At 64.7% G+C, this 21448-nt stretch carries 20 protein-coding genes; 14 read left to right on the top strand and 6 right to left on the bottom strand.

The genetic code is table 11. From position 1 onward, the window contains the following. The first annotated feature begins 586 nt into the window (after positions 1–586). The 4 genes from ACGLHR_RS13715 (at position 587) to ACGLHR_RS13700 (ending at position 4202) form a co-directional block, all read left to right on the top strand. Positions 587–1888, top strand: coding sequence for an MFS transporter (locus tag ACGLHR_RS13715; protein WP_400094457.1), 1302 nt, complete (start codon positions 587–589; stop codon positions 1886–1888). 322 nt (positions 1889–2210) lie between these two features. Continuing rightward, on the top strand, positions 2211–2759 hold the full coding sequence (locus tag ACGLHR_RS13710; RefSeq protein WP_267606313.1) for a peroxiredoxin: 549 nt from the start codon (positions 2211–2213) through the stop codon (positions 2757–2759). 107 nt (positions 2760–2866) lie between these two features. Further along, entirely contained in the window at positions 2867–3388 is a 522-nt protein-coding gene (locus tag ACGLHR_RS13705) for a carboxymuconolactone decarboxylase family protein (RefSeq protein WP_400094455.1), read from the top strand. Between the two features lie 232 nt (positions 3389–3620). After that, on the top strand, positions 3621–4202 hold the full coding sequence (locus ACGLHR_RS13700; RefSeq protein WP_400094453.1) for a GNAT family N-acetyltransferase: 582 nt from the start codon (positions 3621–3623) through the stop codon (positions 4200–4202). A 57-nt stretch (positions 4203–4259) separates the two neighbouring features. Here ACGLHR_RS13700 and ispF read toward each other — a convergent pair whose 3' ends face one another. Continuing rightward, complete coding sequence (ispF, locus tag ACGLHR_RS13695; protein ID WP_267606311.1) at positions 4260–4769, bottom strand: 2-C-methyl-D-erythritol 2,4-cyclodiphosphate synthase; 510 nt, start codon at positions 4767–4769, stop codon at positions 4260–4262. A gap of 62 nt (positions 4770–4831) precedes the next feature. Next, positions 4832–5635: a 2-C-methyl-D-erythritol 4-phosphate cytidylyltransferase gene (ispD, locus tag ACGLHR_RS13690; RefSeq protein WP_400094451.1), complete on the bottom strand. Its 804-nt coding sequence runs from the start codon at positions 5633–5635 to the stop codon at positions 4832–4834. A gap of 264 nt (positions 5636–5899) precedes the next feature. On the opposite strand from ispD, the gene mfd reads away from it, so the two are divergent. From mfd to ACGLHR_RS13670, 4 genes are all read left to right on the top strand, one after another. Next, positions 5900–9361: a transcription-repair coupling factor gene (gene mfd / locus ACGLHR_RS13685; protein ID WP_400094449.1), complete on the top strand. Its 3462-nt coding sequence runs from the start codon at positions 5900–5902 to the stop codon at positions 9359–9361. 137 nt (positions 9362–9498) lie between these two features. Beyond that, positions 9499–10704, top strand: coding sequence for an acetylornithine deacetylase (gene argE, locus ACGLHR_RS13680; RefSeq protein ID WP_400094448.1), 1206 nt, complete (start codon positions 9499–9501; stop codon positions 10702–10704). A 78-nt stretch (positions 10705–10782) separates the two neighbouring features. Next, entirely contained in the window at positions 10783–12087 is a 1305-nt protein-coding gene (locus tag ACGLHR_RS13675; protein ID WP_400094446.1) for an MFS transporter, read from the top strand. Positions 12088–12141: 54 nt separating this feature from the next. Next, the gene (locus ACGLHR_RS13670; protein ID WP_400094445.1) at positions 12142–13533 is read left to right on the top strand and encodes an amidohydrolase; all 1392 of its coding nucleotides are present in this window, start codon (positions 12142–12144) and stop codon (positions 13531–13533) included. A gap of 178 nt (positions 13534–13711) precedes the next feature. Here the strand turns inward: ACGLHR_RS13670 and ACGLHR_RS13665 are convergent, their stop codons facing one another. Beyond that, a complete protein-coding gene (locus tag ACGLHR_RS13665) occupies positions 13712–14305 on the bottom strand; it encodes a TetR/AcrR family transcriptional regulator (protein ID WP_400094444.1) in 594 nt (197 codons plus the stop codon). Positions 14306–14408: 103 nt separating this feature from the next. On the opposite strand from ACGLHR_RS13665, the gene ACGLHR_RS13660 reads away from it, so the two are divergent. The 4 genes from ACGLHR_RS13660 (at position 14409) to ACGLHR_RS13645 (ending at position 18411) form a co-directional block, all read left to right on the top strand. After that, positions 14409–15380, top strand: a complete 972-nt coding sequence (locus ACGLHR_RS13660; protein WP_400094442.1) for a zinc-binding alcohol dehydrogenase family protein — start codon at positions 14409–14411, stop codon at positions 15378–15380. A 29-nt stretch (positions 15381–15409) separates the two neighbouring features. Further along, complete coding sequence (locus tag ACGLHR_RS13655) at positions 15410–16405, top strand: D-2-hydroxyacid dehydrogenase family protein (protein WP_400094463.1); 996 nt, start codon at positions 15410–15412, stop codon at positions 16403–16405. A gap of 251 nt (positions 16406–16656) precedes the next feature. Next, positions 16657–17514 (top strand): MBL fold metallo-hydrolase, encoded by an 858-nt coding sequence (locus tag ACGLHR_RS13650; protein ID WP_400094441.1) that lies wholly within the window; start codon positions 16657–16659, stop codon positions 17512–17514. Positions 17515–17679: 165 nt separating this feature from the next. After that, positions 17680–18411, top strand: coding sequence for an SDR family NAD(P)-dependent oxidoreductase (locus ACGLHR_RS13645; protein WP_400094440.1), 732 nt, complete (start codon positions 17680–17682; stop codon positions 18409–18411). A gap of 35 nt (positions 18412–18446) precedes the next feature. On the opposite strand, the gene ACGLHR_RS13640 is transcribed toward ACGLHR_RS13645, so the two are convergent. Beyond that, the gene (locus tag ACGLHR_RS13640) at positions 18447–19208 is read right to left on the bottom strand and encodes an SDR family oxidoreductase (protein ID WP_400094438.1); all 762 of its coding nucleotides are present in this window, start codon (positions 19206–19208) and stop codon (positions 18447–18449) included. On the opposite strand from ACGLHR_RS13640, the gene ACGLHR_RS13635 reads away from it, so the two are divergent. After that, positions 19201–19485 (top strand): hypothetical protein, encoded by a 285-nt coding sequence (locus ACGLHR_RS13635; RefSeq protein WP_400094436.1) that lies wholly within the window; start codon positions 19201–19203, stop codon positions 19483–19485. The genes ACGLHR_RS13640 and ACGLHR_RS13635 overlap by 8 nt on opposite strands. A gap of 168 nt (positions 19486–19653) precedes the next feature. On the opposite strand, the gene ACGLHR_RS13630 is transcribed toward ACGLHR_RS13635, so the two are convergent. Further along, a complete protein-coding gene (locus ACGLHR_RS13630; protein ID WP_400094435.1) occupies positions 19654–20040 on the bottom strand; it encodes a type II toxin-antitoxin system VapC family toxin in 387 nt (128 codons plus the stop codon). Further along, positions 20037–20282: a type II toxin-antitoxin system prevent-host-death family antitoxin gene (locus ACGLHR_RS13625; protein ID WP_318238374.1), complete on the bottom strand. Its 246-nt coding sequence runs from the start codon at positions 20280–20282 to the stop codon at positions 20037–20039. Before ACGLHR_RS13625 ends, ACGLHR_RS13630 begins: the two co-directional genes overlap by 4 nt. Before the next feature lie 285 nt (positions 20283–20567). On the opposite strand from ACGLHR_RS13625, the gene serB reads away from it, so the two are divergent. Continuing rightward, the gene (serB, locus tag ACGLHR_RS13620; protein ID WP_400094434.1) at positions 20568–21422 is read left to right on the top strand and encodes a phosphoserine phosphatase SerB; all 855 of its coding nucleotides are present in this window, start codon (positions 20568–20570) and stop codon (positions 21420–21422) included. The last annotated feature ends 26 nt before the right edge of the window (positions 21423–21448 follow it).

The raw sequence follows: 21448 nt of genomic DNA, 5'->3' as shown, positions 1-21448 counted from the left end.
TGCGCATCGCGGGCAGGTGATTGCCGCCTGGGGGCGGAAATCACGGCTACACCGAATGGTGATTTGAGGACATCGCTGTCCCACTGGTTCGGCCGTGTTTCCCGCCAGTCAGGCGGGAAACACCCACGCGCGACGCGTAGCGAGCCGTCAAGGTTTACCTAGGCCGTATGGGGCGCCTTTTTTGCCTACTTTTTTGGCAAGCAAGACAAAAAAGTAGGTCGCCTCCCCGCAGGGGAGGTGAAACTGCCTTTGACTTTGACGTTAAGCAGTTGCAGTTGCAGTTGCCCCAAGTTACCGCAGCTGCCCCAAGTTACCGCAAAATCACACCCCTCCGTAGTAACCCTAGCCCCATCTCCTCCCTTCCTCCCACTGACAGGCTTTCGACAGCGTTTGATATCAAACTGAAAGCCATTTGACAGCGTAATGACAGCCCCTCCGGCGCAAACTTGCCGCCGTCATCAGCACACCCCCAAGCGCAAGCCCAGCCAAGGCCATCCCCCTCAAAAAAGGGGAAAACCGCCCCTCTGGCGCCCGATCAAAATCAAGCCACCGGAACCAACCGGCGGCGTCTGCGAGAGACAGCAACATGTCAAACTCCCCCTCCCAGCAACACGGGTTCCGCACCGTGTTCCGCGTTGTCAGCGGCAACTTCCTGGAAATGTACGACTTCATGGTGTACGGCTTCTACGCCGCCGCCATCGCCAAGACGTTTTTCCCCAGCGGCAACGAGTTCGCCTCGCTGATGCTCTCGCTCGCGACCTTCGGCGCAGGCTTCCTGATGCGTCCGCTCGGCGCCATCATCCTGGGCGCGTATATCGATCACCACGGGCGCCGCAAGGGCCTGATCATGACCCTGGTCCTCATGGCGCTCGGCACCCTGCTGATCGCCTGCGTGCCGGGCTATGCGTCGATCGGCGTGGCCGCGCCGTTGCTGGTGCTGGTAGGCCGGCTGCTGCAGGGCTTCTCCGCAGGCGTTGAGCTGGGCGGCGTGTCGGTCTACCTGGCGGAAATCGCCAAGCCTGGCAAGAAAGGCTTCTACGTGGCCTGGCAATCGGCCAGCCAGCAGGTAGCGGTGATCTTTGCCGGCCTGCTCGGCGTGGTGCTGCACTCCATGCTGTCGCCCGAGGAAATGGGCGAATGGGGCTGGCGCATTCCGTTCCTGATCGGCTGCCTGATCGTGCCATTCCTCTTCCTGATCCGCCGCTCGCTGGAAGAAACCGAAGAGTTCAAGACCCGCAAGCATCGCCCCAGCATCAACGAGATCTATCGCTCGATGCTGGAGAACTGGCGCATCATCGTGGCCGGTTGCATGATGGTTGTGATGACCACGGTTTCGTTCTACATGATCACCGCGTACACCCCGACCTTCGGCAAGACCGTGCTCAAGCTCGATGACGTGGACAACCTGATCGTCACCATGTGCGTGGGGCTGTCCAACTTCATCTGGCTGCCGCTGATGGGCGCCTTGTCCGACCGCGTGGGCCGCAAGCCGCTGCTGGTGATCTTCACCATCCTCACCCTGCTCACGGCCTATCCGGCGGTGTCCTGGCTGGTGGCGGAGCCGTCGTTCGGCCGCCTGCTGATGGTCGAGCTGTGGCTGTCCTTCCTGTACGGCAGCTACAACGGAGCGATGGTGGTGACCCTGACCGAAGTGATGCCCCCCGCGGTGCGCACGGCCGGCTTTTCGCTGGCCTATAGCCTGGCCACGGCCTTGTTCGGCGGCTTCACGCCGGCCATCTCGACCTACCTGATCCACAGCACCGGCAACAAGGCCGCGCCTGGCCTGTGGTTGATGTTTGCCGCTGCGTGCGGACTGATCGCCACGCTGGTGATTTTCCGTGGCGGACGGCAGCATGCCTACGTCGAGCCCGCGCCCAAGGCGGCCTGAGGATCACAACGCGGTGCACAAGGCCGGTTCACGAGGGCGGCCCTGCTGGGGTAGACTCGCTGTTCCGGCAGGCGGCTGCGAACACCGCGGCTGACATCGCGCCGCAATATGCCGGCGCCACCATCTGTGGCTGGCGCCCGCGCCTGCCGGATGCGCGGCTCCCCGCGCTTGGCTATCGGGCTCTTTGAGAATATCAATTAGCCGCGCCACACGGGGATGACGCATAATCCATGTTCGTTGCGCGGCAGCCTGGCCTTACCCGTTGGTGATAGCCCGGCTTGCAGCGCGAGCGTCTCTCTTCAACCGTATCCAGGAGCAGTTTATGAAGACCGTTGGTGACAAGATCGAAGCCTTCCACGTCGTCGGTGTCAAGCCGGGTTTCAACAACCATGAAGAGAACGGCCAGTCGGCCTTTGAAGACATCACCGAAAAGTCGTTCGAGGGCAAGTGGAAGATCATTTACTTCTACCCGAAGGACTTCACCTTCGTGTGCCCGACTGAAATCGTTGCCTTCGCCAAGCTCAACGGCGACTTCGCCGACCGCGACGCGATCGTGCTGGGCGGCTCGACCGATAACGAATTCGTGAAGCTGGCATGGCGCCGTGAGCACAAGGACCTGAACAAGCTGGACCAATGGCAATTCGCCGACGTGACCGGCTCGCTGATCGACCAGCTCGGCGTGCGTGACCACGCTGCCGGCGTCGCTCTGCGCGCTACCTTCGTCGTCGATCCGGACAATACCATCCAGCACGTGTCGGTCAATAACCTGAACGTCGGCCGTAACCCGGACGAAGTGCTGCGTATCCTCGACGGCCTGCAAACCGACGAGCTGTGCCCGTGCAACCGCGCTGTTGGCGGTGCCACGCTGTAAGCTGTCAAGCAGCCGGCAGTTTGTGACGATCTGCGCGCCGGGCTTCGGCCCGCGCCTCAAAACCCGCCATGGCGGGTTTTTTGAGACCCCACCGATAGGAGATTTGTATGGAATTCCTCAGCACGATTAAAGGCCTTATTCCTGACTACGCCAAGGATATCCGCCTGAACCTTGACGGCACCATCGCCCGCTCCTCGCTCGAGGGCAACGATGCGGTGGCCGTGGCACTGGCCGCGGCGTTTGCCGCCAAGAGCCGCGTGATCGTCGACGCGATCCGCAACGCGGGCGTGCTGTCGCCCGAGGAAACCAATGCGGTACTCACCGCGTCCGCGCTGATGGGCATGAACAACGTCTGGTACCCGTTCGTGGAAATGGCCGATGACCCGGATCTCGCGACGCAACCGGCGGGCCTGCGCATGAATGCGTACGCCACGCACGGCGGCGTGGACAAGCGCCGCTTCGAGATGTACGCGCTGGCCGCGTCCATCGTCGGCAAATGCCATTTCTGCATCAAGTCGCACTACGCGCTGCTCAAAAACGAGCAAGGCATGACGGCGCAGCAACTGCGCGACGTAGGCCGCATTGCCGCCGTGGTCGTGGCAGCCGCCAACGTCATTGCGGCGGAATAAGGTGAAATAAGGTCGCATCGGGCTTGCGGCCGGCACACGCCGGCCCGGCCCTGCATGGTGCAACCGGTACTTCCCCGAAAGCCCCGCGGCGCAACACCGGCGGGGCGTGCCCAGCATGTTGCGCACGTCGGCGCAAGTCTGTAGCTGAGGTGCCAAGTCGGTAATTCACTGACTGCATTTGTGCACCGAAGGGCCTACAATCCAGCAAGGTCACAGCCTTCGCCCCTCTGCCATGAGCACCCTTCCTTCGCATACCTCCCCCCGCTTTCACTACCGCCTCGCCACCGTGCAGGACTGGGGCGACATTGCCGCCGTGACCCAGCAGGCCTACGGGCAATATGAGCTGGAGATCATGGAGGACTGCCGGGAGTCCTTCCAGCAGGGCATGAAAGCCGTGCTGGCCGCGTCGACTTCGGAAATGGAATGGTGGGTGGCGGAAACCGATCACGGCATCAACGGCGCGGTGCTGTTCTGCCATCCGGGCACCACATTGCAGGCGCTGGACGGCAGCACCATCACGCTCGCCTTGCCGGAAGCCCGGCTGCTGGCGGTCAGCCCCCAGGCACGCGGCCTGGGGCTTGGCCGCACGCTGATGCAGGTCTGCGTCCAGCGCGCGCGCGATATCGGCGCCGGCGCGCTGCTGGTGCGCACCATGCCGGAAATGAAATCCGCCAACCAGCTCTGCCAGCAGATGGGTTTTGTCAAACGCACCGAAGCCGGTGCGCGCTCGGGCCCGATGGCCCGGTTGATCGACTATATCTACGCGCTCCCGACCGAGAACGCGGCCGGAACCGGAGCGGCCGCCACAAGCTGAGCGCCCGCTGCGCTCAACCCGGCCTCAATCCGGCCTCAACTCGGCCTCACCCCCGCATCAATCCTGCGGGGAGACGATCGTGCCACGCCAGATCAGCACCACGGCTTGCGCAACGATGCCTTCCTGACGTCCCTCGAAGCCCAGCTTCTCATTGGTCTTGGCCTTGACGTTGCAACTGGCGGCGGGCAAGCCCAGGTCTTCCGCCAGGTTCGCCACCATGGCGCCGATATGCGGCGCCAGCTTCGGCGCCTGCGCGATCACCGTTGCATCCACGTTGCTGATCTCATAGCCTGCCTCGCGCACGCGGCGTGCGGCCTCGCGCAACAGCACACGGCTGTCCGCCCCGGCAAAGCGCGGATCCGTATCGGGGAAGTGGCGGCCGATATCGCCCAGGCCGGCCGCGCCGAACAGTGCATCGGTGATGGCGTGGAGTAGCGCGTCCGCATCGGAGTGGCCCAGCAGGCCGCGGTCATGGGGAATGTCCACGCCGCCCAGGATGAGCTTGCGGCCCGGCACCAGCGCGTGCACGTCGTAGCCTTGGCCGACGCGGATATCGAATGGGGTCATGGGAGCAATACTCCTTCAGGATCGGTAATGGGGAATGGATGGGGATAGATGCACGTTGGCATTCAGGGCTTGGCGGCAGGGCCCTCGCCCAGCAGCAGTTCGGCCAGCGCGAAGTCCTCGGGATAGGTCACCTTGAAATTGCGCAGCGAGCCGTTGACCAGGCGCGGATGCAGGCCCAGCCGCTCGATCGCGCTGGCCTCGTCGGTCACCACCGCGCCCGCCGCCAGCGCTTCCTGCAGCGCCTGGCGCAATACGCCCAAGCGGAACATCTGCGGCGTCTGCGCCTGCCACAAGCCCTCGCGCGAGACCGTGGCGCCGATACGCACCACGGCCGCCGGCTGCCCGCCGGGGGCCGCATCGGCGCGCTTGAGCGTATCGGGCACCGGCACCGCCAGGATGCCGCCGATGGCCGCGTTGGGGCCGTCTTCGTCTGCGCCGTCGCCCTCCACCGCGCGCACCAGCGCGTGGATCATGGCGGGCGTCAGGCCTGGGCGGGCCGCATCATGCACCAGCACCCAGTCGCGGTCCGTGGCGCCGAGTTGCGCCAGGTGATGCAGGCCAGCCAGCACCGAGGCATGGCGCGTATCGCCGCCCACGAAGGCGGTGTCGAAACGCAGGCCGGCAAACGCCGCCGCGCCGAAACGGGACTCCAGCGGCATATCGTCGGGCGCCAGCACCAGCGCGGTGGCGCTGATGGCATCGCAGGCGGCAAAAGCGGCGAGCGCGTACCAGATCATCGGCCGGCCGGCCACGGTCTGGTATTGCTTGGGCAGGCTGCCGCCCGCACGGCTGCCGGTACCGGCACAGGGAATCAAGGCAAATCGGCGAGCAGACACGGATAGCGTGAGGAGCAAGGTGAGCGCCATGCCAAGAGCACGGCGCAAGGCTTCAAGGCCCCCGCCATGGGCAGGGGAACGGGAAGCGCGGTATTGAAAACGCGGATTCGGAGCGCATTCTATAATACGGCCTTCGCTCGCGGACATGCGGGCGTCGATCAGCGCGAGCGCCCGCCGGGCGTCGCATGCTTCGCCCACACCCCGCCCGCAATGCCGGCGGGGTGTCGCTGTTGCATGGCCGCGCTCTTTTGCCCCGCAACGCCTCAAAGCCGTCAACAAGCCAGCCCGTACCCGATGCCTGAAGCCAACCGTCCCGCCCCCTTCGCCAACCTCCCCTTGGTCAAGGCCGGCCAGCGCTATACCGTGTCCGGCCTGCCGGGCTCCGCCGACGCTTTGGCGCTGGCCGCCTACGCCAGCCAGCACAGGGAGCGTGTGCCGATGCTGGCGGTGGTGTGCGCCAATGCGGTCGACGCGCAGCGGCTGGCCGAGGAAATCCCCTGGTTCGCGCCAAACCTGCGGGTGCGCCTGCTACCCGACTGGGAAACCCTGCCCTACGACAGCTTCTCGCCGCACCAGGACCTGGTCTCGGAGCGGCTCGCCACGCTGCACGACATCCAGGGCGGCCAGTGCGACATCATGCTGGTGCCGGCGCAGACCGCGCTCTACCGGCTGGCGCCGCCCGCCTTCCTGGCGGCCTACACCTTCTTCTTCAAGCAGGGCGAGAAGCTGGACGAAGCCGCGCTCAAGGCGCAGTTCACGCTGGCCGGCTACGAGCATGTCAGCGCCGTGATGCGGCCAGGCGAGTACAGCGTGCGTGGCGGCCTGATCGACCTGTTCCCGATGGGCTCGCCGCTGCCGTACCGGATCGACCTGTTCGGCGAAGAGATCGAAACCATCCGTGCGTTCGATCCCGATACGCAGCGCAGCCTGTACCCCGTGAAGGAAGTGCGCTTGCTGCCGGGCCGCGAGTTCCCGCTCGACGAAGGCGCGCGCACCGCGTTTCGCGGCCGCTGGCGCGAACTGTTCGAAGGCGATCCGAGCAAATCGACGATCTACAAGGACATTGGCAATGGCGTGCCGTCGGCCGGCATCGAGTACTACCTGCCGCTGTTCTTTGAAAGCTCGGCAACCGTCTTCGATTACCTGCCCGCCAACAGCCAGCTTGCCTTTGACGGCGATGTGCCAGAGGCCATCCGCCGCTTCTGGGCCGACACCACGCAGCGCTACAACTTCATGCGCCATGACCGCGAGCGGCCGCTGCTGCCGCCGGCCGCGCTGTTCCTGTCGGAAGAGCAGTTCTTTGCCGGCGCCAAGCCGCTCGCGCGGCTGGTGCTGCAGGCCACCGCTACCGGCGACACCGTGCCGCTGGCCGAGTCGCTGCCCGATGTCTCGGTCAACCGGCGCGCGGAAGATCCGCTGGTCAACCTGGAAGCCTTGCTGCTGAAAAAAGACCGGCGCGTGCTGATGTGCGCGGACTCCGCCGGCCGGCGCGAGACCCTGCTGCAACTGTTCGGCGAGAGCGGGCTGCGCCCGCAGCCGATCGATGATTTCGCCGCCTTCCTGGCGGGCGAGTCGCATTTCTCCATCGCGGTGGCGCCGCTGCAAAGCGGCTTCGCGCTGCCCGCGGTGGACGGCGGCCAGCCGCTGGACTTTGTCACCGAGGCCGAGCTGTATGCCGGCACCGCGCGCCGCACCGGCCGGCGCAAGCAGGAACAGGCCAGCGCCGTCGACTCGATGGTGCGCGACCTGGCCGAGCTCAAGATCGGTGATCCGGTGGTGCACAGCGAGCACGGCATCGGCCGCTACCAAGGCCTGGTCTCGCTGGACCTGGGCCAGGGCGAGGAGGAGTTCCTGCACCTGGACTATGAGAAAGGCAGCAAGCTCTACGTGCCGGTGCACCAGTTGCACGTGATCTCGCGCTACTCCGGCGCCGACCCGGACACCGCGCCGCTGCACCAGCTCGGCTCCGGCCAGTGGGACCGCGCCAAGCGCAAAGCCGCACAGCAGATCCGCGACACCGCCGCCGAACTGCTCAACCTGTACGCGCGCCGTGCCTTGCGCCAGGGCCATGCCTTCGAGCTCACGCCCAAGGACTACGAGAAGTTTGCCGAGAGCTTCGGCTTCGAGGAAACGCCGGACCAGGCCGCGGCCATTGCCGCGGTGATCGCCGACATGACCTCGGGCAAGCCGATGGACCGCCTGGTGTGCGGCGACGTAGGCTTCGGCAAGACCGAGGTCGCGCTGCGCGCTGCCTTCGTGGCCGTGATGGGCGGCAAGCAGGTGGCCATCCTGGCGCCCACCACGTTGCTGGCCGAGCAGCATTTCCAGAATCTATCCGACCGCTTCGCCGAATGGCCGGTGCGCATCGTGGAGCTGTCGCGCTTCAAGACCAAGAAGGAGATCGACGGCGCCATCAAGCAGATCAACGACGGCACCGCCGACATCGTGATCGGCACCCACAAGATGCTGTCGGACGACGTCAAGTTCCAGCGCCTCGGGCTGGTCGTCATCGATGAAGAACACCGCTTTGGCGTGCGCCAGAAGGAAATGCTGAAGACCTTGCGCGCCGAGGTCGACGTGCTCACGCTGACCGCCACGCCGATTCCCCGCACGCTGGGCATGGCGCTCGAAGGCCTGCGCGACTTCTCGGTGATCGCTACCGCGCCGCAAAAGCGCTTGGCCATCAAGACCTTCGTGCGGCGCGAGGAAGACGGCGTGGTGCGCGAGGCCATCCTGCGCGAGCTCAAGCGCGGCGGGCAGGTCTACTTCCTGCACAACGAGGTCGACACCATCGAGAACAAGCGCGCCAAGCTCGCCGAGCTGGTGCCGGAGGCGCGCATCGCGGTGGCGCACGGGCAGATGCACGAGCGCGAGCTGGAGCGCGTGATGCGCGACTTCGTGGCGCGGCGCGACAACATCCTGCTGTGCACCACCATCATCGAGACCGGCATCGACGTGCCGACCGCCAACACCATCCTGATCCACCGCTCCGACAAGTTCGGGCTGGCGCAGCTGCACCAGCTGCGCGGGCGCGTCGGGCGCTCGCACCACCAGGCCTATGCCTACATGCTGGTGCACGACGTGGAAGGCCTGAGCAAGCTCGCGCAGCGCCGGCTCGAGGCCATCCAGCAGATGGAGGAACTGGGCTCGGGCTTCTACCTGGCCATGCACGACCTGGAAATCCGCGGCGCGGGCGAAGTGCTGGGCGACAAGCAATCGGGCGAGATCCACGAGATCGGCTTCCAGCTCTACTCCGACATGCTCAACGCCGCCGTCAAGTCGCTCAAGGCCGGCAAGGAGCCCGACCTGATGGCGCCGCTGGCCGTGACCACGGAAATCAACCTGGGCACTCCGGCCCTGCTGCCCAGCGACTATTGCACCGACGTGCACGAGCGGCTCTCACTGTACAAACGCCTGGCCAATTGTGAAACCGCAGACCGCGTGGACGATATCCAGGAGGAGCTGATCGACCGCTTCGGCCGCCTGCCGCCGCAGGCGCAAGCGTTGATCGAAACGCACCGCCTGCGCATTGCCGCGGTGCCGCTGGGCGTGCGCAAGATCGACGCCAACGACGCGGCCATCAGCATGCAGTTCCTGCCCAACCCGCCGATCGACGCGATGAAGATCATCGAGCTGGTGCAAAAGAATCGCCATATCAAGCTGGCCGGCCAGGACAAGCTGCGCATCGAGGCCAAGATGCCGGATGTGGCGGTGCGCGCGCAGACCATCAAGCACACCCTGCGCCAACTGGCCTGATCCTTGCGCAACGGATCCCGTTCGCGGCGCGCCGCCGCCGCGGCGGGCCACGATGGTGCACCGTGCATGGACCCGCGGGCCGGCACGGTGTAGCATCATTTACTTAACACGTTACCCAAAGCCAAAGGCCCCAAGCCATGCAAGCCGATACCCTCAGCAAGCCAGCCGGTGCCGCAACCCGCGGCAGCGCGCTCGACTGGACCCAGCGCCTGGTCAGCTACGACACCACCAGCCGCCACTCCAACCTCGGCCTGATCGAAGCGGTGCGCGATCATTTCCTGGCCAAGGGCCTGCGCCCCCACCTGAGCTACAACCCGCAGGGCGACAAGGCCAACCTGTTCGTCACCGTGCCCGCCGCCGACGGCAGCACCGATGGCGGCATCGTGCTGTCGGGCCACACCGATGTGGTGCCGGTGGACGGCCAGAACTGGACCACCGACCCGTTCAAGCCGGTGATCCGCGATGGCCGCCTGTACGGGCGCGGCACCTGCGACATGAAGGGCTTTATCGGCACCAGCCTGGCGCTGCTGCCCACGCTGCTTGAGGCCAAGCTGCGCGAGCCGGTGCACTATGCGCTGTCCTTCGATGAAGAGATCGGCTGCATGGGCGCCCCCTACCTGCTGGCGGAGCTGCGCGAGCGCGGCGTGACCCCGGCCGGCTGCATCGTCGGCGAGCCCACCAGCATGCGCGTGATCGTGGCGCACAAGGGCATCAACGCCTACCGCTGCTGCGTCAAGGGCCAGGCCGCGCATTCCTCGCTCACGCCCAAGGGCGTCAACGCCATCGAATACGCCGCCCGCCTGATCTGCCATATCCGCGACATCGCCGACGAGTTCAAGGCCAACGGGCCCTACGACCGCGACTTCGACGTGCCCTTCACCACGGCCCAGACCGGCACCATCCACGGCGGCATCGCGCTCAACACCATTCCGGCGCTGTGCGAGTTCGTGTTCGAATTCCGCAACCTGCCGGGTGTCGATCCGGATGCCATCTTCGCCCGCATCCAGGGCTACGCCAACGACGTGCTGCTGCCGAAGATGCGCGCCGAGCATGCCGACGCGGGCCTGACCATCAACAAGATCGCCGCCGCGCCCTCGCTCGACGTGGCCGAGCAGGCCGCCATCACGCAACTGGTGCGCGCGCTGACCGCCGACCGCGACGTCAACAAGGTCGCCTACGGCACCGAGGCCGGCCTGTTCCAGCGCGCCGGCATCCCGGCCGTGGTGTGCGGCCCCGGCGATATCGAGCAGGCCCACAAGCCCGACGAGTACGTCGCGCTCGACCAGCTCGCCGCCTGCGAGGCCTTCCTGCACAAGGTGGTCGACAGCCTGCGCGCGAACTAAGCCGTTTTCCGTTGTAGCCGGGCCGCCGCCAAGGCGGGCCGGCCGTTGCGTCATGTCCAAAAATAACAGGGAGACACCATGACAGCAGTATCGGCAAGCGGGACCAGCAACAGCGGCGCGGCGGAATCGGCAGCGCCCGCCTCGCGCCACCCCTGGCGCGCGGTGATCTCGGCCTCGATCGGCAATGCCTTGGAGTGGTTCGACCTGGTCGTCTACGGCTTTTTCGCCGTCACCATCTCCGCGCTGTTCTTTCCCAACCACGATGCGAACACCTCGTTGCTGCTGACGCTCGGCACCTTCGGCGTGTCGTTCTTCATGCGCCCGCTGGGCGCCATCGTGATCGGCGTCTATGCCGACCGCAAGGGACGGCGCGCCGCGCTGACGCTCTCCATCCTGCTGATGATGGTGGGCACGCTGATCATCGCGCTGCTGCCCACCTATGCCGCGATCGGCGTCATGGCGCCCATCGGCATCGTGCTGGCGCGCATGATCCAGGGCTTCTCGGCAGGCGGCGAATTCGGCAGCGCCACCGCCTTTCTCGCCGAGCATGCGCCCAACCGCCGCGGCTTTTACTCCAGCTTCCAGGTTGCCAGCCAGGGCCTGACCACCTTGCTTGCCGCGGGCTTTGGCGCGGTGCTCACCACCACGCTCACGCCCGAGCAGATGCAATCCTGGGGCTGGCGCGTGCCCTTCCTGTTCGGCCTGCTGATCGGCCCGGTGGCCTACTACATCCGCCGCCACGTCGACGAAACGCCCGAGTTCCTCCAGGCCGAGACCACCGAGACGCCGCTGCGCGACACGCTCAGCCATCAGAAGGTGCGCCTGCTGCTGGCCATGGGCGTGGTGATCGTGGCCACGGTGTCGACGTACCTGGTGCTGTACATGCCCACCTATGCGGTCAAGCAGCTTGGCCTGCCGCCTTCGGCGGCGTTCGCCGCCACGCTGGCCACGGGCGTGGTGCAGATGCTGTTCGCCCCGCTGGTCGGGCACTGGTCCGATCGCTATGGCCGCATCCCGCCCATGCGCCTTGCCGCGCTGCTGTTGCTGGTGTCGATCTGGCCGCTGTTCTGGCTGCTCAGCCACTACCCCGGCTTCGGCGTGATGCTGGCGGCGCAGGTGGTGCTGGGGCTGATGATGACGCTGTACTTCGGCGCGCTGCCCGCGCTGGCGTCGGAAATCTTCCCGGTCAAGACGCGCACCACGGGCCTCTCGCTCTCGTACAACATCGCGGTGACGCTGTTTGGCGGCTTCGCGCCGTTCATCCTGACCTGGCTGATCGGCGCCACCGGCAGCAAGCTGGCGCCGAGCTTCTACCTGATGGCGTGCGCGGTGATCAGCCTGGTGGCGCTGGGCCAGACACGAGCCCGGCTCGGCATCCGCTGAGGGCCAGGCGCAACCCAGCTTCCAACACGAAGAAAAACCAAGAGGAGAGTCTTTATGGCAGCACCCAAAGCCCATCGTTTCCATGCTTGCCCCCCGTCCACCTTGCGTGCCGGCGTGTCCGCGCTCGCGCTGGCCGCCGGCCTGCTGTGCCTGGCACCCGCCGCCGCGCAGGCACAGGCCGCCGGCAGCGAAAGCCTGCAGGCGCAGATCGATACCCGCGCCAAGGCCGTGGAGGCGCAGCTGATCGCCTGGCGCCGCGACATCCACCAGCATCCCGAACTAGGCAACTACGAGGTCCGCACGTCCAAGCTGGTGGCGGACCACCTGCGCAAGCTCGGCATGGAAGTAAAGACGGGGGTCGCCAAGACCGGCGTGGTGGGCGTGCTCAAGGGCGGCAAGCCGGGCCCGGTGGTGGCGCTGCGCGCCGATATGGATGCCTTGCCGGTCAAGGAGCGCGTGGACGTGCCCTTCGCCTCCAAGGCCCGCGGCCAGTACCTGGGCAAGGAAGTGGACGTGATGCACGCCTGCGGGCATGACACCCATGTCGCCATCCTGATGGCCACGGCCGAGGTGCTGGCCGGCATGAAGGACCAGCTGCCCGGCACGGTCAAGTTCATCTTCCAGCCGGCCGAGGAAAGCCCGGCGGACTTCGAGCCCAACGGCAGCAATATGTGGGGCGCCAAGCAGATGGTGGCCGAGGGCGTGCTGGACAATCCCAAGGTGGATGCCATCTTCGGCCTGCACGTGAGCAGCGGCATCGAGTCGGGCAAGCTGGCCTGGCGCAGCGGCCCGTCGATGGCCGCCGCCGACCAGTTCTGGATCGACGTCAAGGGCCGCCAGACCCATGGCGCGCGCCCCTGGGGCGGCATCGACCCGATCGTGGTGGCCTCGCAGATCGTCATGGGCCTGCAGACCATCCAGAGCCGCCAGGTCAACGCCATGCTGGAGCCTTCGGTGATCACGGTCGGCACCATCCACGGCGGCAACCGCATGAACATCGTGCCGGAGAAGGTCGAGATGATGGGCACGGTGCGCACCTACGACGAAGGCATGAAGAAGGACATCCACGCCCGCATGAAGCGCACCACCGAGGCCATCGCCAGCAGCGCCGGCGCCGAGGCCACCTTCAAGGTGGTGGAACTCTACAACGCCACCGTCAACCAGCCCGCGCTGACCGACAAGATGGCCCCCACCCTCAAGCGCGTGGCCGGCGACGGCAACTGGATGATCGCGCCCAAGGCCACCGCCTCGGAGGACTTCTCCTTCTACCAGGAGAAGGTGCCGGGCCTGTTCTTCAATCTTGGCGTCACGCCCAAGGGCACGGACGTGAACAAGGCGCCGTCCAATCACTCCCCGGAGTTCTACGTGGATGAGCCGGCGCTGGTGAATGGGGTTAGGGCGTTGGCTGGTTTGACGGTCGACTATATGACCATGGCACAGCGATAAGCGTGATTGCCGGGCAGATGATGGTCGGGTTGATCTCGTCTGCCCGAGAGGCTGTTATGGGGCACGACCGCTTCCGGCTTCCAGGTCCGGCCGCAGCCGTCACGTAACGGCGATGGCAAAAGATCGATCGACAAGTTGATATTGGCCTGGATCAGATGCGCGCAAAGTCGGCAAACCACTAGTCCAACAACTTCATGGCGGCATCGACGAGGTCGCCCCTCAGATCAGCCGGTTCTGCCATCAGGCCGCTGACGTACGCGCCGTTGATGAGCAGCGTTATCTGAAAGGCAGTTCGGTCGGGATCACTGGCGCCAAGCCTGGCCACTATGGTCGCGAGCCTCGCCCGCAGTTCCTCCTTGTTGCCCCGGGCGACGACCCGGCCAGGATGGTTGTCGTCGGGAAACTCCGTCGCCAGGTTGAGGAACGGACAGCCCCGAAAGGCGGGGAGTCCGATCCGCTCTGCGATCCCGGATAGCAGCGCCTCCAGCAAAGCGCGCGGGTCATCAGCGTGCTGCTCTTCAATGCGATCCCACCGCGCCCAGAACAACCGATCCTGTTCGGCAGCGAAGGCGGCGATCAAAGCGTCCTTGGATTCAAACAGGCGATAGAGGCTCGTCTTCGACACCCCGGATCGCTCGACGACCGTGTCGACCCCAATGGCGCGAATGCCCTCGCGGTAAAACAATTCGCTTGCCGTCGCGAGGATGCGCTCGCGCGCGCTCACTTCGCCCTTTGGCGGGGCTCCCCGCCGGGGCCGGGTTCCTACCGTCATATCCGCATGCTCCACTCGTTCCGATTTCCCGCTTGACAAAGTAACAGACCTGTTCCTAATATCAAAGTAACGTACAGGTCCGTAACTTTACAGGAAGATGGCGATGCGTGCGATCGAGGCGGAGACTTTCTTGGGCTATGGCGGCTTGCGGCAGATCGAATTGCCCAGGCCGCAACCGGCAAAAGACAGGGTACTGGTTCGCGTCACGGCCGCCGGCGTCACGCCGCTCGATCATACGATCCTGTCGGGTGGGCACCCTCGGGCCAAGGCGCCGCTGGTGCTCGGCAATGAGAGCGCTGGTGTCATCGAGGATGCCGGCAACTCCGGTCTCGCGGTGGGAAGCCGCGTGATGTTCACCGGGCCTTACGGCGTTCGTGAACATGGCGCGTGGCAAGAATGGCTGCTGGTGCGCCCCGAAGATCTGGCGCTCGTGCCCGACGTGATCGACGACGTAGTCGCGGCCAGCCTTCCAGTGGCCTATCTGACGGCGCAGATCACGTTGACGCTGGCCGAATTCAAACCCGGCATGACGGTGCTGGCTCCGGCAATCGGCGGGTCGGTCGGCAACGCAACCTATCAGCTCGCGCGGGCGCAGGGCGCCGGCAAGGTGATTTCGACGGCCGGCAGCGCGGCGAAAGCCGCTCGCGCACGCGAGCTTGGCTTCGAAGACGTGATTGACCTCAGCACGGAAGCTCTCACCGACGGTGTTCGCCGGATAACGGCCGGCAGCGGTGTCGATATCGTGATCGAGAGCATCGGCGGCACCGTGACCAGTGAGGCGTTGAGCAGCCTTGGTCCCGGCGGTGTCCTGATCACCCTGGGCTATTCCGCCGGACGCAAGACCACGATCGATGTGACGGACCTGATCTGGAAACGCGCGCGGATGGCCGGCTTCTCTTTGTTTGCCCAATCACCGACCGCGATTGCCACCGCGTGGCGGGACATCATCCCGCTGATCGTCAGCGGATCAGTCAAGCCCATCGTCGAGCGGGTTTATCCGCTTGGCGATGCGGGCGAAGCCTTGCGCCATCTGATTGAGGATCGGCCCTTTGGCAAAGTCGTCCTGGCGGAATGATCGACATGGCAACCCCATCGTGCACTGACATGATCAACGCTGATGAATTGCCCGGCCGGGAGAAAACGCACATCGATGGCGGCCCGATCAGGATCGCCGTCCTGGACGATTACCAGCACGCCGCTCTCTCGCTTGCCGACTGGTCATCGCTGAAGCCGTGGGCGAGCATCACTATCTTCCATGACCATCTGGCGGAAGCAGATGCGGTCGTCGCAAGACTGAAGCCATTTGCCGTCGTGTGCGTGATGCGGGAGAGAACGCCCCTCACGCGCGACATTTTGGAACGCCTGCCGGGCCTCAAGCTGATCGCGTCGACGGCCCCTCGCAATGCCTCGATTGATACCGATACCGCCGATCGGCAAGGGATCAAGGTCGTTCATACGGGTTATACATCCGCCCCCACCGTCGAACTGACATGGGCCCTCATTCTTGGTAGCGCCCGCCACATCGCAAGCGAAGGCGAGTCCTTGAGACGAGGAGGTTGGCAGCAGTCCGTTGGCGACGATCTGTCGGGAAGGACACTCGCCGTCCTGGGGCTTGGCAATGTCGGTCGACACGTCGCAAGGATCGGCGTGGCATTCGGAATGAATGTAATCGCCTGGAGCGAGAACCTCACCCCGGAGCGCGCTATTGCGGCCGGCGCAGAGTTCGTGTCGAAGGAAACATTGTTCAAGCAGGCCGATTTCTTGAGCGTCCACCTTGTCCTGAGCCAAAGAACAAGGGGCTTGGTCGGAGCCGAGGAACTGTCCCTGATGAAACCGACGGCCCGTTTGATCAATACCTCCCGCGGTCCGATTGTCACTGAGACCGACTTGGTTGAAGCACTTCATGCCCGGAAAATCGCGGGCGCGGCGATCGACGTGTTCGATCAGGAGCCGCTCCCGCCGAACCATCCTTTCCGGACGATGACCAACGTCCTTGCGACGCCGCACATCGGCTACGTATCGCGGGGGCTTTACGAAACCTTCTACCGGGACACAGTCGCCAATATCCGGCGCTGGCTCGAAGAGTCTCCAACGGGATAAACGCTTCGACGGTTTCGCCGTCCGGGCTTGTTCCGATGGAATTAACGTTGAATCACCCAAATTAGCAACATGACGTAAGGGCCAGTGATGATCATTCGCAAAGACATTGGGTTTCCAGTCGAGGGCGGCATCTACCTTCGCGGTTGTCTTTCCATGCCAGAAGGAAACCATGAAAAGTCGCCGTCCATTTTTATGGCCCCGCGCCGATGCGGCGCACTGCGCTCGTCCAAGGCAAGCAGGAGGAAGACGCTATGTTGAGCTGGCAGGTGGGCGCGGTGAAGATCACCTGCGTGGTCGAGATGCTGATGCCCCTCCCCTACGATCCGGAGGGCTTTTTCCTGCGGGACGCGACGCCGGAGGCGCTGAAGGCCAGCCCCTGGCTCTATCCGCACTTCGCCAACGAGGATGGTTCGCTCAACGTGTCCATCCACGCCCTACTAGTGGAGGCGCCGGGGCTGAGGCTGATGGTCGACACCTGCATCGGCAACGACAAGCCGCGCCATCTGGTGGGCGGAAACCCGCTGGCGACGGCGTTCCTGCAACACCTGGCGGATGCGGGCTGGAGCCGCGACAGTGTCGACGCTGTGGTCTGCACCCACCTGCACGTGGACCATGTGGGCTGGAACACCATGTTGGTGGACGGCAAGTGGGTCCCGACCTTCCCCAAGGCCCGCTACCTGATCGGCAAGCGCGAATTCGAGCATTGGAGCAACGAGGGCGACGAGGAGCAGCAGGCGATCATGGGAGACAGCGTGCGGCCAATCTTCGACGCCGGCTTGGCCGAACTGGTGGAGATGGACCACCGCGTCTCTCCTGAGGTCTGCCTGAGGCCAACCCCCGGCCATACGCCCGGCCATGTCAGCGTGGTGATCGAATCGGAAGGGCAGCGCGCGGTGATCACCGGCGACATAACCCACCATCCCTGCCAAATGGCGCATCCCGAGTGGACAACGAGCCTCGACAGCGACACCCAGGCTGCGACGGCCACCCGCGCGAAGATGTTCGCCGAATGGGCCGACCAGCCAATCCTGGTCATCGGCACCCACTATGCCGCGCCGACAGCTGGACATGTGAAGCGCGACGGGGCGGCGTTCCGGTTCGAGGTCTAGCCGCCGGACGGCCAAGGAGATGATCGACTGGCTGGCCGGCGTTGGTCGGTACGCGCAAACCATCCTCGAATGCAGCGGAGCATGGGCGCTCGGTTATTTTTGGGCAGCTGAGCGCCAGCCCAGAGGCGCTGCCAATCGGAATTAGCAATCAACGGAGTAATCGCCATGGGTAAGTTGCAGGGAAAGGTGGCCGTCATCACCGGCGGCTCGTCGGGGATAGGCTTCGCCGCCGCTAAGCTCTTCGTCGCCGAGGGCGCCTACGTCTTCATCACCGGCCGTCGCCAGGAGGAGCTCGACGAAGCCGTGAGGGCCATCGGGGACAATGTGACCGGCATCCAGGGAGACGTCGCCAAGTTGGCTGATCTTGATCGTCTCTATGAAAACGTCAACGCGACAGGGCGAAGAATCGACATCGTCTTCGCCAACGCCGGCATCGCTGAGTTCGCCGCCTTGGGCAATATCACCGAAGCGCATTTCGACAAGCTGTTCAGTACCAACGTGAAGGGAGTGCTCTTCACCGTCCAAAAGGCCCTGCCGCTGTTGAATGACGGCGGGTCGATCATTCTCACGGGCTCCATCGCGAGCGCCAAAGGGACGCCTGCCTTCTGGGTATATGGCGCGACCAAGGCGGCCATCCGCAATTTCGTGCGAGGGTGGACCGTGGAGCTGAAGGACCGTCACATCCGTTCAAACGTCCTTAGCCCGGGTCCGATTGATACCCCGATCATTGGTCAGCAACCTCAGGACGCTATTGCGAAGATTTTATCTACCATCCCGATGGGACGGATGGGGGAAGCGGACGAGGTTGCCAAAGCTGCCCTGTTTCTCGCATCGGATGACTCCAGTTTCGTCACGGGCATCGAACTCTTCGTGGATGGCGGCAGAGCGCAGATCTGATCGTCGATCAAGGCAATAAGATTGGCCGCAACGTTTTACGTCGGACGAACCTCACAGCCCGGCCAGGCCCCATTGAAGTCGATGATCGCGCCGGTGAGGAAGTGGGCCTGTGTAGTCGCGAGGAACCGTATTACCTCGCCGATTTCGTCAGGGCGACCTAATCGCCGGGCTGGCACGGTTCTCTCGACGTACGCGCGGCCGACCGGGTCATCGATGAACGTGGCGCGGGGATAGTATGCTTCGCTGTAGAGAAAATTCGGGGCGATCGCGTTGACGGCAATCTGGTGGCGAGCAAGTTCGACCGCGAGGGATCGCACCATGGCGTTTGCCGCCGCTCTCGCCGAGTCGGGAATTGCGCCACCAGGAATTGGGGAGTGCGTGCGGCATGACGTGATCACGATGACATTGCCCCGTCCTTGCGCCTTCAGATGGGGAATCGCGGCCTGCAACATGGCGAATGGCTCAACGACGAGTACCTCGAGCGTATTACGCAGGTCCTCGAGCGAGGCTTTCTCCGACGCCGTCTGAACGGCGGGATAGTGGTCGTTGCTGACGATTGCGTCGAGCCTGCCGGTAACATTCATGGCGGCGCCCGGCAATCCGGCTGGACTTTCGGCGCGAACATATTCCGCGTGTGGATGCAACCGCAGGAACTCTTCGAGAACGGCCTGATCGCTGAATTGCCGGTCGTGAACGAGGACTCGAAATCCCGCTTCGCCAAGCGCATCCACTGCCGGCGGCCCCGCGTAGCCGGTAGAGTTTGTGACGAGTGCTGTAGGCATAGAACTCGTGGACATCGGCGTCTCCCAAGGGGTGGCAAGCCAACTCAAGGCGCGACGGGCAGATCGCGCCCGACCTTCCTCAATGAACGGCGATCAGGCCGAAAGGTCAGGCCTGGATCGCTTCCGTTTTTTTCAGCGCAGCGATGTCGCGCACGGCGCGGACAGAGAATCCAAGTTTTTCGTACAAAAAGGACATTGGAAACAGAGCTGCATGCGCTGCGTCGAACATTGCGCAATACGCGCGATTGCACGCTCCAGCGATATCGCCGTCACTCAACAACAGCACGGCTGACGCGGCCGCCCTGCGCCCTTTTGCGAGCAGGTCTTTAGGTGTCAACACAAGCGAATCCCATCGCTCTCGATGTTGTGCCGCAACGCCGGATTCGGATAATCCTCTGGTTGCGCCAACTCCTCTTCCCATACGGGCAGGGGTTGCAGGAGAGCGCGCGGCAGCCTCTTCTCAGACCAGACGCACCGGCCCAGGGTACTGGCCCACCAGCGCATCCGCGGTCAGCAGCGTGATGCCTTCGATTGTCGCCTGGGCAACCAGAATGCGGTCAAACGGGTCTTTGTGGATCGGCGGCAAGCCATCGATCGCCACAGCGTGCTCGCTGGCGACGGGAAGTTCGCTGTAGCCGTTGTCCAACAGCCCGCGCCGCAATAGCCGCGCGTCCGCCTGAAAATCCGCGCGGCCCAGCCCGCGCTTGATGGCGATCTCCCATAGGCTGGCGGCACTGAAGAACAGCTCATTGTCGGCAGCTTCAAGCAGGGCGCGCGCGGTACCGGATAAGCGCTCCGGCGCGCCGGACGCCCACAGCAATAGGTGCGTGTCCAGTAGCAACTTCATGCGTCGCCGCCAAAAAGCTGTTCGATCTCGGTAGCGCCCATCCGGTCAAAATCGTCCGGCACAGCGATTTGGCCGGCCATGAAACCCAGCCGTTTCACCTGGCCGGCCTCTGGCATGTTCAGCGGTACCACCTTCACAAGTGGCTTGCCGGCCTTGGCGATCACGAACGGTTCCCCCTTGGCCGCCTGCTCGACGAGCCGCGAAAGATGTGTCTTCGCCTCATGGATGTTGACGGTTTGCATAGCATTCCAGTTAAACTAAGTTTTGTTAGTCTAGTCCGCTTGAAGCAAACGCACAATGTGTGCCGCGCAGTACTGCGTGCGGCCAATGGGCCAGCCGACCTTGAATTTGCCGGCAGTCACCCATGCCGCGCGGCGTCATGTGTCTCGCGTCGACAAGCGCTGCCCGTTATGAGGCCCGGCGCAGGGACTGGGACAGTTACAATACTGTCCTTCGCCGCCTGGCGCGGCACCGTCTTCGCATTCAACGCACCCGCCGCCGCGCCCTCGCCTCGCAACGCACCCGCCATGCCCCTGATCCTTCAAAGCCTCACCCCGCTCGCCTCCGCCGATATCGACGCTATCCGCACACTTGCCCACGCGCCCTCCCTCGCGCTGCGTGCCGAAACCGTGGCAACAGCCAGCGACAGCACACCACTGACGCCCGCCCTGCGCGAATCGCTGGATGCCTTCTGCGGCCCGCGCGCCATCGACTGGGCCATCGTGCCAGCGGGCCGCAAGCTGTCGGACTTCAAGCTGGTGGCGATGGATATGGATTCGACGCTGATCACCATTGAGTGCATCGACGAGATCGCCGACTTCTGCGGCCTCAAGGCGGAAGTCTCGGCCATCACCGAGGCCGCCATGCGCGGCGAGATCACCGATTTCAATGAAAGCCTGCGCCGCCGCGTGGCCCTGCTCAAGGGGCTGGACGCCAGCGTGCTGGACCGCGTCTACGAAGAGCGCCTGCGCCTGTCGCCCGGCGCGGAGAAGATGCTGCAGACCGTGCAGGCCCTGGGCATGCGCACACTGCTGGTTTCGGGCGGTTTCGTGCATTTCACCGAGAAGCTCAAGCCTCGGCTGAAGCTCGATGTCACCCGCGCGAACACGCTGGAGATCATCGACGGCAAGCTCACCGGCCAGGTGCTGGGCGAGATCGTCAATGCCGATGTCAAGGCCCGCACGGTGCAGGAAGTGTGCGCGCAGATCGGCGCGGACCCGTCCCAGGCCATCGTCATGGGCGATGGCTCCAACGACCTCAAGATGATGGCCGTGGCCGGCCTGTCGGTGGCGTTCCGGGCCAAGCCGGTGGTGCGCGCGCAAGCCAGCGTGGCGTTCAACCACGTTGGGCTGGACGGTTTGCTGCAACTGTTCCCGCATTAAGCGCCTGGCGGCTGGAAACAGCGCGA

It is taken from the genome of Cupriavidus sp. CuC1, assembly GCF_044627735.1.
Classification (GTDB): Bacteria; Pseudomonadota; Gammaproteobacteria; order Burkholderiales; family Burkholderiaceae; genus Cupriavidus; species Cupriavidus ulmosensis.
This window is presented reverse-complemented; position numbering and strand designations above follow the sequence as displayed.